The sequence below is a fragment of the Rathayibacter sp. VKM Ac-2805 genome (genome assembly GCF_009834265.1).
GTDB lineage: Bacteria > Actinomycetota > Actinomycetes > Actinomycetales > Microbacteriaceae > Rathayibacter.
Map to the genome: position 1 here is coordinate 1,928,275 of NZ_CP047185.1, position 12,199 is coordinate 1,940,473.

The window sequence follows — 12,199 nt, forward strand, 5'->3', positions numbered from 1 at the left end:
CTTGAACTGAGAGCTTCGTGCTTTTTACTATGATGCACATCGTTACTTAAGTCAATGATTTCTCCGGCAAAGAAGATCCTTCGGTACCAGGAAGCCCGCTAGCCGAATATCAGCGGCGCGAACTCATGGGTCGTAGAGACCATGAACATCTTTGACTCTTCCGCCCCGTACTGCTTGATCCAGTACCTCAGCTTGGCCGCCCGCTCGTCGTCTGGTGCTATGAACAGTACGAACGGCACGAACGTCTCCGCGGCCTCCAGGGCGGCTAAGTAGCCCGCGAGCTTGTCGTTGATCTGCGTCTGGCGCTCCGTGCCCATGTCAATCTCGACCCAAAACGCCAGGTTGCGGCGCTTCGCGATGTCGGCGATGTCTATGAACAGATCTGGTCGGACGATGACGTTGCCGACCTTCCGATGGCTGTCGGGTTCCGTCTCGAAGTTGTCGATCCGGAGCCGGCCCTTCTGCTCGTACTCCAGGAGGGCCGTGTAGGCGTCCGCGATCGCCATGGAGTGCAGCTTGACCGCTCTGAAGGGCCAGTAGGCACCCTCTCGCCCACACAACGCCCACCCTTGCCGCCCGAGCTGGTAGACGTACTGCCCGCTTCCCGCCCCCGTACCGCCGATCATCCTCCGCTCCAGGCGGGCCAGGAACTTCGTCTCCACGAGCCGGTTGAGTGCTCGATACATCGGGGTGTCAGACGCTCCAGTGAAGTGCATCGTTCGGATGTGTCCTGCCGCGAGCTGCCCGAAGCGCGCAACTGACAGGACTATTTGGCGGTCGCGGTCGAGGAGAATCATGGAAGTGACTATGAGACACACCAGTACGCGTGTCAACGAGGCGCGGATCCCTGCCAGCACGCCGATCCTCCGTGGGCCGAAGCGCACGTCTCCCCCACAGCCACTTTCACACCACGGTAAGCGACGTAAAAGCGACTCCACGGGCCTGTGGATAAGCCCATACCATTCCGTGCGACAAAAGTATTGACTATTCGCAGCATAAGCGCATAATGAGTTGCAGGGAGAAGGCGGGACACTAAGTCGGTCCGACAGTCGATCATCCGAGCTCATCAATAGCAAAGCAAGGGGGACATCATTAGGAAGCGATCACATGGAAGAAGGCACCTGGAAAATCGACCGCGCTAGCTACGGCAGCGGGGCAACGAAAGTCAAAGCAACAGATCAGTGGGATCCACTCATGCGAGCGGCACTCAAGGAGCTGGGCCGGCGAGAGACAGAACGAACCGGACAAAAGATTTCGGTCGTCACACTACTCGCGAACCTCAGCGTCCGGAACGGCTCGTTCGCGATTGAGAAGAGAAAGGAGCTGCGACAGATACTAATACAATTGAAGAAGGAGAACACTCATGGCAGAAGGGACCGAACCAGCAACACGTGATATCGCCAAGATGAACCTGTACCAGAAGATCGCTCGGATCACTGGCGACATCGGAGTCATCAAGAAGGGCGGACGCAACTCGGAGCAGAACTACGCGTTCATTGAGTACGCGGCCGTGGCAGGAGAGCTACGAACGCTCTTCGCAAAGTACGGCGTGGTCATCGTGCCACGCATGCAGCGCCCTGACCGTCAGCACCGCGCAGACATCACCAGCAAGAACGGCAAGGCGGGCTACTACGTCCTCATCGAGTTCCACTTCACTATTGTCAACGCGGACGCGCCGGACGACCGTTTCACGGTCTCTTGGTCCGGCGAAGCAGCTGACTTCGGGGACAAGGCGACGAACAAGGCGGCAACGTCCGCGCTCAAGTACTACCTGATGCGCCAGTTCAACATCAGCGAGAAGGGCGAAGACGCCGACGCTGACAGCCCCGAGATCAGCACGGTCGCTCCAGTGGTGACGCGTACTGCCTCTCCGAACAAGCCAGCCAGCGAGAAGCAAATTGCCCTGCTGACCTCCTTGGCGCACCGCAAGGGGAAGGATGCCGAGTGGTTGCTCTCAACGCTCGAGAAGGTTCGAAGCAGTGCGGACGCCTCGACGGTGATCGACAAGCTCGGTGAGCTAGAGGACGCGCAGTAATGCAGGTCTTCGAGTACTTCAGCGACCGTGAGCAGGAGATGCGTGCTGAGGGAGAGATCCTGGAGCATGAGGCACAGACGGTGGGCACCTGCCGTGCATGCCTCAACCACAGCACCAGGCTCGACACTGACGGCCTCTGCGCCGCGTGCGAGGACCAGCCAGCACGAGCAAAGTTGCTCGCCCTGCTGGCACCAACACAACTAATGGGCACAGCCCAAGGAACCACAAAGTGAGTAAAAGGCTAACCAAGATCAAGTTTCACTCGATCGCACGAGACATCAAGGACGGGCGCAGGAGCGTCGCTGAGATGGCAGAGTTCCATCACGTGTCAGGCCAGACGATCCGCGCAGTAAAGCGCACAAGGACGTGGCCGGCGTTCGTCCTGGCGAAGCAGCAGCGCATGTCCTACATCGCCAACGCGAAAGACCAGAAGTTCCACGACGCGCAGAAGGCTGGTCTCAACCCGGTTAGGCGTGCGGCCGCTCCAAAGCTGACGCCTAACGAACAGCGCCTTCAAGACGAGCTAGACCAGCTCGGTTGTTTCATCACCCGCGAGGAGTTCGATCTGAGGATCAATGAGGTGTACGCGCGCCTCGACTGGCACATCGCCAATCTCGTCAGCGAGAAGAAGAGGCGCACCTGGCCATGGGGCCGCCGCTGATGGCAGGGACCGTCGAGGGCGGGAGGAAGGCCACTGCGAAGAACCTCGCCAACGATCCGAACTTCTACAAGAAGATTGGTCGCATCGGAGGTCGCAACGGCACTGCCGGTGGCTTCGCTGCGAATCGCGAGCTGGCGAGCGGGGGAGGGAAGATCGGCGGAGCAAAGTCTCGACGCCGGAGGATCCCCGCTGCCTAGACGTCGCTCGCCACAGAGCAGTGCCGGCACACGAACACCAGGACGTCGAGGGACCGGTCAGCGTTCAGCGCGCGGATGAAGCCAGGCTCCAGCCGGCGCCGCTCACACGCAGAGCAGTAGTGCCGATCGAGTCCTTGCGTCTCCATGTAGGCGACCACGCGGTCACGGAGGGAGTCCGGCCGTTGGATCGCCTGACGCGTCGGTCGTCGTCCCAGACGGGTCGCGACGAGACGCTGCACCTGACGCTCTGAGATCGAGAGACCCAGCTCCTCCTTGATGAAGCGAGCTGACATGCCCTTCTGGGCGTAGTAGAGGATCTCCTCGATGTCGTAGCGGTCGTGCATAGATAGAACTATTTAAACACATAAGGAGGTCGTATGACCCAGAACACCAAGAGCACTAACGATCAAGCAAACGCCGAGTTCGAAGCAATTGTCCGTCCGGTCATCGAGTTCATGAACACAATGCACCCCCACCACACGCTCATTGTCGACTCGACGCGTGCGGAGCTACTCGAAGGCGAACGGGTCTTCAGGACGGACGACTACCTGCAGGATTGATCTTGTCGGAATACTGTCGAGTCGTGAAATGTATCTTCTGCGACGTTGCCACCAGGGGTGGGAGAAGCACCGCTAGCCAGAACACAGAACGGCACCTTGTCAATTAGCTTAAAAGTTGGACAGCAACCCACGTTCGTGGCCTTGTATGCATCGCACACCACGATCAGACCGGGCTGTCAAAGATGACGGCGCTGACCCCTTTTCCACAGGTCGTGACCCGAACCGAGCGCGCGGGGCTAACTAATTGTTGGTGTCGGACACCCGCCCGTTCGTTCCGGGTCACGACTTCGAACGACTCCACGACACATACTCCTCAAGGCTTGCTTCCTCTCGACCCCATGACTGAAGGAAGGAGACAAGCACCGGTGCCACGAAACTGCTACCGGGTTGGTTGAGGAGTATGGTGATGTCTTCAGTGAATTGAGAGGCAAAGGGAGATGCCGCGCGCCCGTTATGCAACTCGAACAACGATGCAGTAGTCATTGTTCTGAGAAGGAGTATTTCTTTATCGCTTCTCGATGCTGCGGAGTTCAGCCCCGCCGCTGTCGCCTCCGCGATGAGGTCGTATGCACGAATGATGAGCGCTCGTCGTTCCTCAGTGGCGACGTCGGCAACCCGAGCGCGTTCGACCGCGACCGCTTCCTCGGTGCGCTTGCTGAAATCCCGCCGCTGAATCCACAACGCCACGAGCACAGACAGGACGATGCTCACGAACGAAGCGATGAGTTCGAGCCAGCTCGTGCGATTGAGTACGTCCTGCCACCAGTCCACGGTCACACCCTAGGGCTGACCACACACATCAACGAACACCGAAGGAGGTGACATGAACGAACCAACACCAACCGGAGCCACTCGATGAGTGCGCTCCTCCACCGAGTCCTGCACGCCGTCGGCCGCTGCCCACGCCAGCGCCTCGGCTACCGATGCAACGGCGGCTCCCGCTGCGGGTGGGACGCATGAGCGAGCGTCAGCCACCGCTAGAAGTGCCCAGCAACGCCGAGTTGCTCTCCTCGATCCTTACGGTCGAGGGGTCGTTCGGTGAGAGCTACAACCGCTTCCACCGCTACAGCCCTCGCAACATTGGCTTCCTAGCCATGCAGGGCTGCCCACCCTCACCCGTGGCCACATTCAAACGTTGGCAGGAGCTCGGCTACCACGTGAAGAAGGGCGAGCGGGCTTACTCGATCCTTCGACCGATCACCGTGAAGCTGAAGGGCGACGAAGCTCCGGAGCCAGCAGCAGACGCGCAGCATGACCAGCCGAAGATGATGCGCCGCTTCAAGGTGGTGCGTGCGCTGTTCCACTATGCCCAGGTGGCGGGCGAAGGCGAGCTACCTCCGTACGTTCCACCAACGTGGGACGAAGCAGGAGCCCTGGAGGCGCTGGACGTGGCCGTAGAACCGTTCCAGCTCTTCAACGGCAACGTCATGGGGTACGCCTACGACCGGACCATCGCCGTCTCCCCTGTTGCTCCGTACCCGTTCAAGACCAAGATGCACGAACTCGGCCACGTGGTAGCCGGTCACACCGAGGACGGCGCGGATGACGAGGACGAGCGCGAGGCGATGCACCAAGGCATCAACGAGTTCCAAGCGGAGTCCACCGCCTACCTGGCGCTGCACCAGCTCGGTGCGGAGGCTCAGATGAACGCGAGCGAGAGCCGCGCCTACGTGCAGCACTGGCTGCGAGGTGGCGAGCCGAGTGAAGTGGAAGTCCGTCAGGTCTTCAGCGCGACAGATCAGATTATCCGGGCCGGACAAATAAGTATTGACCACACTGAGTAGAAGTGCGAATATCAAAGTGTGTTTCTACGCACTACTTAGGCGGTGAGCGTCAATACCGTGGCAGACGTTTAGTGCTCGCAACGATAATAGAACAGCCGTCTCGCACCTTTCACATCAGGATCAACGACAGACATGCGCCCGGGAAGCGTGAAGGAAGAACGCTAGGCCAACGTTTAGGCCGATGAGAGCGGTGGCCGAGAGGTACCGCATGGGGATGTTCCTCTCCAATAACTCTCCCAACTGCGACGTTCGAATCGTCGCCCCACGGTGCAGTCGTTGATCCATCCGGCTCGTTCACCGTCGCCGCCCGTGTTGAGGGGCGGGGACCGGACGCTCCGGATGGACGTGCGATTTAAGTTCCCCTTATCGTACGTTCCAGTCTTGGTCGACGGGTACCTACCGATCCGTCGACCTCCTAGTCCCGCGCATACCTCGCAGGTGCGCGGAACTAGGAGGACACAATCATCGAACGAACCACTCCCCCACACTCCAGAGACGCTGCCCTGTTCGGGCTGGAGACGCTCTACGCCTTGCAGCCGGCCGAGACCCGCGCCGAACACGTCACCCTCATCCAGGAGCATCACGCTGAACTCGTAGAGCGCGTGGGCTGGGTGAACCTGCTGCGTGAGGACCGGAGCATCGGTCTAGACGAGGCCGAGGCCAGTCCAGCGTTTTGGGCCTGGGCGGAGGAGAACGAAGACACGACCGACCAGGTGCTCGACGAGCTCGCGCGGTCGCTCGGCCTAGAGGCCGCTGCTGCTCTCGCTCAGCTGTCCCTGGCCCGCCTGACGGATCGCACGTTGATCCTGCGGAGTCGCAGGCTCGGTGGTGGGGGGCTCCATGCGTAGGGCGACGCTTCCCAACTCGGAGTCGGTGGTCCAGCAACGCGTCTGCCTGTACCTGAAGACGCACTACCCAGAGGCCATCTTTCGCTCTGACTTCGCGTCGGGTCTCAAGCTGTCGATCGGACAGGCGACGCTCCACAAGAGTCTCCAGTCCGGCCGCGCTTGGCCGGACCTCGTGATCTACGAACCCAGGCGCAGCTACCAGGGTCTGTGCATCGAGCTGAAACGCGACGGCGTGGTCATCTTCAAGAACGACGGCACGCTTCGCGCTGACGAGCATCTGCAAGAGCAGGCGGCGATGCTCGACGCACTGCAGCGGCGTGGCTACGCAGCACGGTTCGCCGTCGGCTATGACGCCGCGGTGGGCCTGATCGAGGAGTACTTCGGCTGAGTTCCGAGATCCGGGTACTACCACCCGGATCTCGGAACTGATCGCTGGTGCGACTGCGTGACCGAACGGTCGCGCTGAACATCCACGATCAGGGAGGCGTCATGACGACAGCACTCGTTCTACCGGCAACCGAAGAACCGTACCTCTGTGACCTCACCAGCGCAGAGCAGATCCACTCACTCGTCAACGGCTGGTTCGAGATCCTCGACCTCGTCCAGCCCGGAGCGACGCTCTGGATCAACGACGAAGCCGCGCTGACCAACAAGCCCTTCAACCAGCACGCGATGTGGCTGCTCCTGGCCCACTCGCCAAGCGTCACCACGAGCCCGTTCCTCCGCGGGTCGATCGTCCTCACTGGACCGATGCGCACCAACGAGGACGGGCTGAGCGACGTGGACGACTACTTCGTCGACCTCGTCATCCGCGGCTCCCGGTTCACCGCCGAGGTGTGGCTGAAGGACGCGACCGACTGGAAGGACATGAACATGCCGTTCGAGACCTGGAAGTCGGCGTACCAGGCCGTGCTGAGCCTGAAGGAGCGCTGGTCTGACGTCGAGCGCACCCGAGTTCGTCCGCTCCCCTGAACGTGAAGAGCCCCGCAGCCAGCGGGGCTTCTTCTTTGCGACACGCCCGGGATCTTGACATCCGAAGACAAAAAAGAACGTCTTCCGAAGAAACGCTCTGCACACCACAGAGCACTATAGGGCGCCATAGGGCTTGTTAGCCGTGAGCGGCGAAGCGAGTCGGATCGGTCTCGGCCCCTTGTTCGGCTGAGGCGATCGTTAGTGTGGTTGCTAGTAGGGGTAAGAACGAGACGGACGCGGAAGTACGGCTCGACATCGGTGAAGGAAGGAAAGCATGTACAAGGACGAGTTGAAGAAGGAACGAGACGGCGACGCCTGGCGACGAGCAGGGGTTGTCGCAACTATCGGGAACGCGGTCGTTAATCTGATCCGCATCTTCGTCAGGGATTGAAAGGGCCCCCACCTTCCGCGAGCAGTCGGGACGCTCAAGCGGAAGGTGGGGGCGTAGGTGGGCCGTTCAGGAACCGGGCTTGTAGCCCTTGCGGCGACCCTTGAGGCCGTCGGCGCGCTCCAGCACGGCGCTGAGGTTCGGCGCGAGCTTGTTGAACTCGGCCAGGGTGACGACCATCTCGGTCGTCCGCCCGTTGCGGATCTCCAGCGACACCAGGTTGGCGGCGGGCTTGAGGTCCTTGACCTCGATCGGGAGAGCGTCGAACTGCTTCGGCTCGTCGAGATCGGGGTGGCTGCGGACGATGATCGTGACGATCTCGTCCTCGGTTGCTTCCGCACCAGTGAGGTCACTGACGCGAATTTGGCGGAATCCCATCGGGATCACACTCCTTCTAGTTGGTGACCTGCACTGGATGTGTCGGCCTGGCACTAGTAAGAAGCATGACGGCGAGATCGTAAACCGTAGAAATTACAACAGACTTAAATACCCCCGTTTGAGATACTAGAAGTACATGCAAGACCAGTTTGACCTCAGCACCTATATCGACGATTCCACCCGCGCGAGCGGAGTTCCGTTGAAGGTCGAGGATCAAGCAGTGATCACCTCTGCCGCGACCATGGTGGCGTCGCGGCGCACCGAAATCGTCTCTTTAGCTGCCTGACGGCGCGGAACGTCCGAGCGGCACCCACCCCACGACGACCCTTTTCGGGCGTCTCCGACCCACTCAGGGCGTGGTGTGCTTTGCTACTTCTTACGTCGTCGAGGAACAGCACTCCCCGGGTGGCGCGGGCGACCGCGCCGGGCCGGATGCGGCCGCTGCCCCCGCCGACGATCGCTGCGGACGAGGCGGAGTGGTGCGGACTCTCGAACGGCGGTCTGCGCACCAGCGCGCCACCGGTCGGCGCTCCGACCAGCGAGCGCATGCAGGTGGCCTCCAGCGCTGCGTCGTCATCGAGGTCGGGGAGGATGCCTGGAAGGCGCGAGGCGAGCATCGTCTTCCCGGCGCCGGGAGGCCCGAGCAGGAACACGTGGTGCCCGCCCGCCGCCGCGACGACCATCGCCTCGGCCGCCTCCTCGTTCCCCACCACGTCGGAGAGGTCGAGGCGGGCCTCCGGCTCGGACACCGTCGCAGACGGCGGCGCGGCCTCGGGGAGCACCGGCACTTCCCACTCGGCTCCGTGCCAGACGGCGGCCGCCGCCAGCGAGGAGACCGCGATCACCTCGACGCCGTCGACCAGCTCCGCCTCGAGGCGGTCCTCGACGGGGACCATCACGCGGCGCCTGCCCTCGCGGGCGGCCGCGAGCACCGCGGGCAGCACGCCGGGGACGGAGCGCAGCCGGCCGTCCAGCCCGAGCTCCCCGATGTGGACGACCGCGGCGACCGACTCCGCATCGACCTCACGGAGCGACGCGAGCGCGGCCAGCCCGATGGCGAGATCGAAGGCGGAGCCGTGCTTGGGCATCGCGGCCGGCGAGAGGTTCACGGTGATCTTGTATTCGGCGATGGTGCTGCCGGAGTTGATCGCCGCCGAGCGCACCCGCTCCTTCGCCTGGGCGAGCGCGGCGTCGGGCAGGCCGATGATCACCATGCCCGGGGTGCCGTCGGCCGAGTGGGCCTCCACCCCGACCACGGCTCCCGCGAAGCCGACGAGACCGACCGCGGAGGTCCTCCCCAGGCCCATCAGGCCACCGCCCGCAGGTGCCGGATCTGCGACGGGACTCCCCGGGGAGCGACGATGCCGACCGCGTCGATCCGCAGATGCCGGGAGCGCTCGTGGTGCTCGTCGGCCCAGGCGTAGGCGAGTCGGCGCAGGCGCTGCGCCTTGGCCCGCGTGATGGCCTCGACCGGCAGTCCGAAGCGCGTCGACGAGCGCGTCTTCACCTCCACCACGACCAGTGCCGACCCGTCGCGGGCCACGATGTCGAGCTCGCCCTCGCGGACCCGCCAGTTGCGGTCGAGGATCTCGAATCCGTTGTCTCTCAGGTGCGCCGCCGCGATCTCCTCGCCGCGCCGCCCCAGTTCGTCCTTGTCCATGCGTCCTCCTGCCGGAAGCGTGCAGGAGCAGAGAGGAGCGTCGGACGGCCGGGAGGGGATCCGGGGAGAAGAGGGCCGAGGAGGCGGGTGGGGAGGGACGTCGGGCCGGGGTCTTCGGACGCCGCCGGGGGCGGCTATGCGACCAGCAGGAGGAATCCGCGTTGCCTGAAGACGAGACCTGCGGAGCCGCGGATCCGAGAGAGCTCCGGAGCGGGGTGGGGCTCCTGGCACCGGGTCTCGATGCGCCGTCGGAGGCGGCTACGCGACCAGCAGGGGGTCCGGAGCCTGCCGCGACAGAGGGCTACTCGTCGAGCGCGAGCTCCTTCGGGAGCTCGAACTCCTTGCGGGAGAGCTCCTCGACGTTGACGTCCTTGAAGGTCAGCACGCGCACCGACTTCACGAAGCGGTCGGAGCGGTAGACGTCCCAGACCCACACGTCGCGCATGGTGAGCTCGAAGTAGAAGTCGTGCTCGGTGTCGCGGCGGACCAGGTCGACCTCGTTCGCCAGGTAGAACCGGCGCTCGGTCTCGACGACGTACGAGAACTGCGAGACGACGTCGCGGTACTCCCGGTACAGTGCCAGCTCGACCTCGCGGTCGTAGTCCTCGAATTCGTCCTCATCCATCGTTGGACAATCCTACGCCGAGCCGACGGGCCCGAGCGCCGGGAGCGGCTCCTCGACGCTCTCCCGCGACTTCGACAGCCAGGTCACCCGGTGGAGCGGGGACGGGCCGACCCGCTCGATCCCCGCCCAGTGCGCGGCGCTGCCGTAGCCCTTGTTGCTGTCCCAGGCGTAGTCGGCGAAGTCGTCGTGGTGGCGCACCATCTGACCGTCCCGGCCCACCTTCGCGAGCACGGAGGCGGCGGAGACGGCGGCGCAGTCGCGGTCGGCCTTCACACGGGTGACGATGGTCAGCTCGGCCGCCCACTCGCCCAGCGCGGGCGTCAGCCAGTCGTGGGCGCCGTCGAGGAGGACGACGGCGGTGGCGAGGTCGACGCCCTGGTCGGCGAGGCGCTCGATGCCCCTCGAAGCCGCGCGGCCGAGGCCGGCGATGATCCCCGTCTCATCGATCTCGTCCGCCGAGGACTCGCCGATCGCCCAGGCCGAGACCCACTTCGCCACTCCCGGCAGCAGCGCCTCGCGGCGGGCGGGAGCGAGCATCTTGGAGTCGCGGAGCCCCTCGGGGAAGCGCCCGCAGCGGCTGCCGATCGACACGACACCGACCGAGACCGGGCCGGCGATCGCGCCGCGGCCGACCTCGTCGCAGCCGATGACCGTCTCGTAGCCCTGCCGGAAGAGGCGCCGCTCCTGCGTCAGCGTCGGCTCGGCGACGACCACCTAGCCCTGCCCGCTCTGCGCGTCGTCCGAGCCCTCCTCGGAGGCCTCGGTGTCGACTCCGCGGAACACCGACGGGTAGTCGTCGAGCCACGCCCACTGCTGCACGGGCCAGGTGACGAGGATCGCGCGCCCCACGACGTTGTCGATCGGCACGAAGCCGCCGCCCGGCTTGTCGGTGTTGTAGCGGGAGTCGGCGGAGTTGTAGCGGTTGTCGCCCATCACCCAGAGCGAGCCCTCGGGCACGACGACGTCGAAGGGGGTGGCCGAGACCGCCTGCACCCCGTCCGGCAGCTTCACGTAGGGCTCGTCGATCGGGTTGCCGTTGATCTCGACCTGGCCGAGCGGTGTGCAGCAGGTCACGTGGTCGCCCGGCAGGCCGATGACGCGCTTGATGAGGTGGTCGTTGCTGTCGGGAGCGGTGAGGCCGACGAGCGCGAGGGCGGAGTCGACCGCGGCCTGGAACGGCGGCACGGAGGGCTCGGAGCTCGGCGAGAGCCATCCGCCGGGATCGCGGAAGACGACGACGTCGCCCCGCGAGATCGGCACGACTCCGGGCACGAGCTCGTTCACGAGGATGCGATCGTTCTCGACGAGCGTCTGCTCCATGGAGGAGGAGGGGATGTAGAACGAGCGGATCAGGAAGGTCTTCACGAGGAAGGAGACGAGCACCGCGACCACGAAGATGATCAGCACGTCGCGGAGGAAGAGCAGGACACCCCGGCGCCTGCGCGGGCGCTTCTCGGACGGATCCGCCGAGTGGCGGGCGTGGTCCTCGCCTCCGGGGAGGCGGACCGGGGCCGTGCTGTCTGTCATCGCTCGCCGTCGCCCCTACTGTGCATCACCGGGTGGACTCCCCGGACGGATCGCCCCCGAGAAAGGGAGGAACCCCGGTCCATCATAGGTGGACCGGGGTTCCCGAGAAGTCGTGCGGAAGCCGCTCAGGCGTCGCGCTTCTCCTTGATCTTGGCCTTCTTGCCGCGCAGGTTGCGCAGGTAGTAGAGCTTCGCGCGACGGACGTCACCGCGGGTGACGACCTCGATGTGGTCGATGACCGGCGAGTGCACGGGGAACGTGCGCTCGACGCCGACCTGGAAGCTCACCTTGCGGACGGTGAAGGTCTCGCGGACGCCCTCGTTGGAGCGGCCGATGACGACGCCCTGGAAGACCTGGATGCGCGAGCGGGAGCCCTCGACGATGTTGACGTGGACCTTGACGGTGTCGCCGGCGCGGAAGTCCGGGACATCGCTGCGGAGGGACGCCGCATCGACGGAATCGAGGATGTGCATGCTGTATCGCTCTCCGTGCCCGCCACAGGTCGAACACCGTTTCGTTGATGGAAGTCGGTCGTGCCCACGTCGTCGCGGCTCCCCTGTGGCA

Annotated in this window: 18 protein-coding genes; 8 read left to right on the top strand and 10 right to left on the bottom strand. The window is 64.0% G+C overall.

Annotated elements, in window-relative coordinates:
• Positions 1-98 precede the first annotated feature (98 nt).
• Positions 99-797, bottom strand: a complete 699-nt coding sequence (locus GSU40_RS08965; RefSeq protein WP_160034559.1) for a replication-relaxation family protein — start codon at positions 795-797, stop codon at positions 99-101.
• A gap of 310 nt (positions 798-1,107) precedes the next feature.
• On the opposite strand from GSU40_RS08965, the gene GSU40_RS08970 reads away from it, so the two are divergent.
• From GSU40_RS08970 to GSU40_RS08980, 3 genes are all read left to right on the top strand, one after another.
• Positions 1,108-1,395 (top strand): hypothetical protein, encoded by a 288-nt coding sequence (locus GSU40_RS08970; protein WP_146083895.1) that lies wholly within the window; start codon positions 1,108-1,110, stop codon positions 1,393-1,395.
• The gene (locus tag GSU40_RS08975) at positions 1,364-2,035 is read left to right on the top strand and encodes an ERF family protein (RefSeq protein WP_160034561.1); all 672 of its coding nucleotides are present in this window, start codon (positions 1,364-1,366) and stop codon (positions 2,033-2,035) included. Before GSU40_RS08970 ends, GSU40_RS08975 begins: the two co-directional genes overlap by 32 nt.
• 307 nt (positions 2,036-2,342) lie before the next feature.
• Positions 2,343-2,696, top strand: a complete 354-nt coding sequence (locus GSU40_RS08980) for a hypothetical protein (protein ID WP_160034563.1) — start codon at positions 2,343-2,345, stop codon at positions 2,694-2,696.
• Between the two features lie 193 nt (positions 2,697-2,889).
• On the opposite strand, the gene GSU40_RS08985 is transcribed toward GSU40_RS08980, so the two are convergent.
• The gene (locus tag GSU40_RS08985) at positions 2,890-3,237 is read right to left on the bottom strand and encodes a hypothetical protein (protein ID WP_160034565.1); all 348 of its coding nucleotides are present in this window, start codon (positions 3,235-3,237) and stop codon (positions 2,890-2,892) included.
• A 33-nt stretch (positions 3,238-3,270) separates the two neighbouring features.
• Between GSU40_RS08985 and GSU40_RS08990 the strand changes: the two genes are divergently transcribed.
• The gene (locus tag GSU40_RS08990; RefSeq protein WP_160034567.1) at positions 3,271-3,453 is read left to right on the top strand and encodes a hypothetical protein; all 183 of its coding nucleotides are present in this window, start codon (positions 3,271-3,273) and stop codon (positions 3,451-3,453) included.
• 279 nt (positions 3,454-3,732) lie between these two features.
• On the opposite strand, the gene GSU40_RS08995 is transcribed toward GSU40_RS08990, so the two are convergent.
• Positions 3,733-4,224: a hypothetical protein gene (locus GSU40_RS08995; protein WP_160034569.1), complete on the bottom strand. Its 492-nt coding sequence runs from the start codon at positions 4,222-4,224 to the stop codon at positions 3,733-3,735.
• 185 nt (positions 4,225-4,409) lie between these two features.
• On the opposite strand from GSU40_RS08995, the gene GSU40_RS09000 reads away from it, so the two are divergent.
• The 4 genes from GSU40_RS09000 to GSU40_RS09015 all read left to right on the top strand — a co-directional run bounded on the left by GSU40_RS09000 (position 4,410) and on the right by GSU40_RS09015 (position 7,057).
• Entirely contained in the window at positions 4,410-5,237 is an 828-nt protein-coding gene (locus tag GSU40_RS09000) for an ArdC-like ssDNA-binding domain-containing protein (RefSeq protein ID WP_160034571.1), read from the top strand.
• A 530-nt stretch (positions 5,238-5,767) separates the two neighbouring features.
• Positions 5,768-6,085 carry a hypothetical protein gene (locus GSU40_RS09005; RefSeq protein ID WP_160034573.1) on the top strand — a complete coding sequence of 106 codons (318 nt, stop codon included), beginning with the start codon at positions 5,768-5,770 and terminating at the stop codon, positions 6,083-6,085.
• Between the two features lie 25 nt (positions 6,086-6,110).
• Positions 6,111-6,473 (top strand): hypothetical protein, encoded by a 363-nt coding sequence (locus tag GSU40_RS09010; protein WP_160034575.1) that lies wholly within the window; start codon positions 6,111-6,113, stop codon positions 6,471-6,473.
• Positions 6,474-6,574: 101 nt separating this feature from the next.
• The gene (locus tag GSU40_RS09015; RefSeq protein WP_160034577.1) at positions 6,575-7,057 is read left to right on the top strand and encodes a DUF3846 domain-containing protein; all 483 of its coding nucleotides are present in this window, start codon (positions 6,575-6,577) and stop codon (positions 7,055-7,057) included.
• A gap of 457 nt (positions 7,058-7,514) precedes the next feature.
• Here the strand turns inward: GSU40_RS09015 and GSU40_RS09020 are convergent, their stop codons facing one another.
• The 7 genes from GSU40_RS09020 to rplS all read right to left on the bottom strand — a co-directional run bounded on the left by GSU40_RS09020 (position 7,515) and on the right by rplS (position 12,108).
• A complete protein-coding gene (locus tag GSU40_RS09020) occupies positions 7,515-7,832 on the bottom strand; it encodes a hypothetical protein (RefSeq protein ID WP_160034579.1) in 318 nt (105 codons plus the stop codon).
• 215 nt (positions 7,833-8,047) lie between these two features.
• Complete coding sequence (locus GSU40_RS09025) at positions 8,048-9,130, bottom strand: ATP-binding protein (RefSeq protein WP_160034581.1); 1,083 nt, start codon at positions 9,128-9,130, stop codon at positions 8,048-8,050.
• A complete protein-coding gene (locus GSU40_RS09030) occupies positions 9,130-9,483 on the bottom strand; it encodes a YraN family protein (protein WP_160034583.1) in 354 nt (117 codons plus the stop codon). The genes GSU40_RS09025 and GSU40_RS09030 overlap by 1 nt, the downstream gene beginning before the upstream one ends.
• Positions 9,484-9,784: 301 nt before the next feature.
• On the bottom strand, positions 9,785-10,108 hold the full coding sequence (locus GSU40_RS09035) for a DUF2469 domain-containing protein (RefSeq protein WP_055792576.1): 324 nt from the start codon (positions 10,106-10,108) through the stop codon (positions 9,785-9,787).
• A gap of 12 nt (positions 10,109-10,120) precedes the next feature.
• Positions 10,121-10,822, bottom strand: coding sequence for a ribonuclease HII (locus GSU40_RS09040; RefSeq protein WP_104226870.1), 702 nt, complete (start codon positions 10,820-10,822; stop codon positions 10,121-10,123).
• Entirely contained in the window at positions 10,823-11,635 is an 813-nt protein-coding gene (gene lepB / locus GSU40_RS09045; RefSeq protein WP_159914331.1) for a signal peptidase I, read from the bottom strand. It abuts the gene before it with no gap.
• A 125-nt stretch (positions 11,636-11,760) separates the two neighbouring features.
• The gene (gene rplS, locus GSU40_RS09050) at positions 11,761-12,108 is read right to left on the bottom strand and encodes a 50S ribosomal protein L19 (protein ID WP_104223904.1); all 348 of its coding nucleotides are present in this window, start codon (positions 12,106-12,108) and stop codon (positions 11,761-11,763) included.
• Between the last annotated feature and the right edge of the window lie 91 nt (positions 12,109-12,199).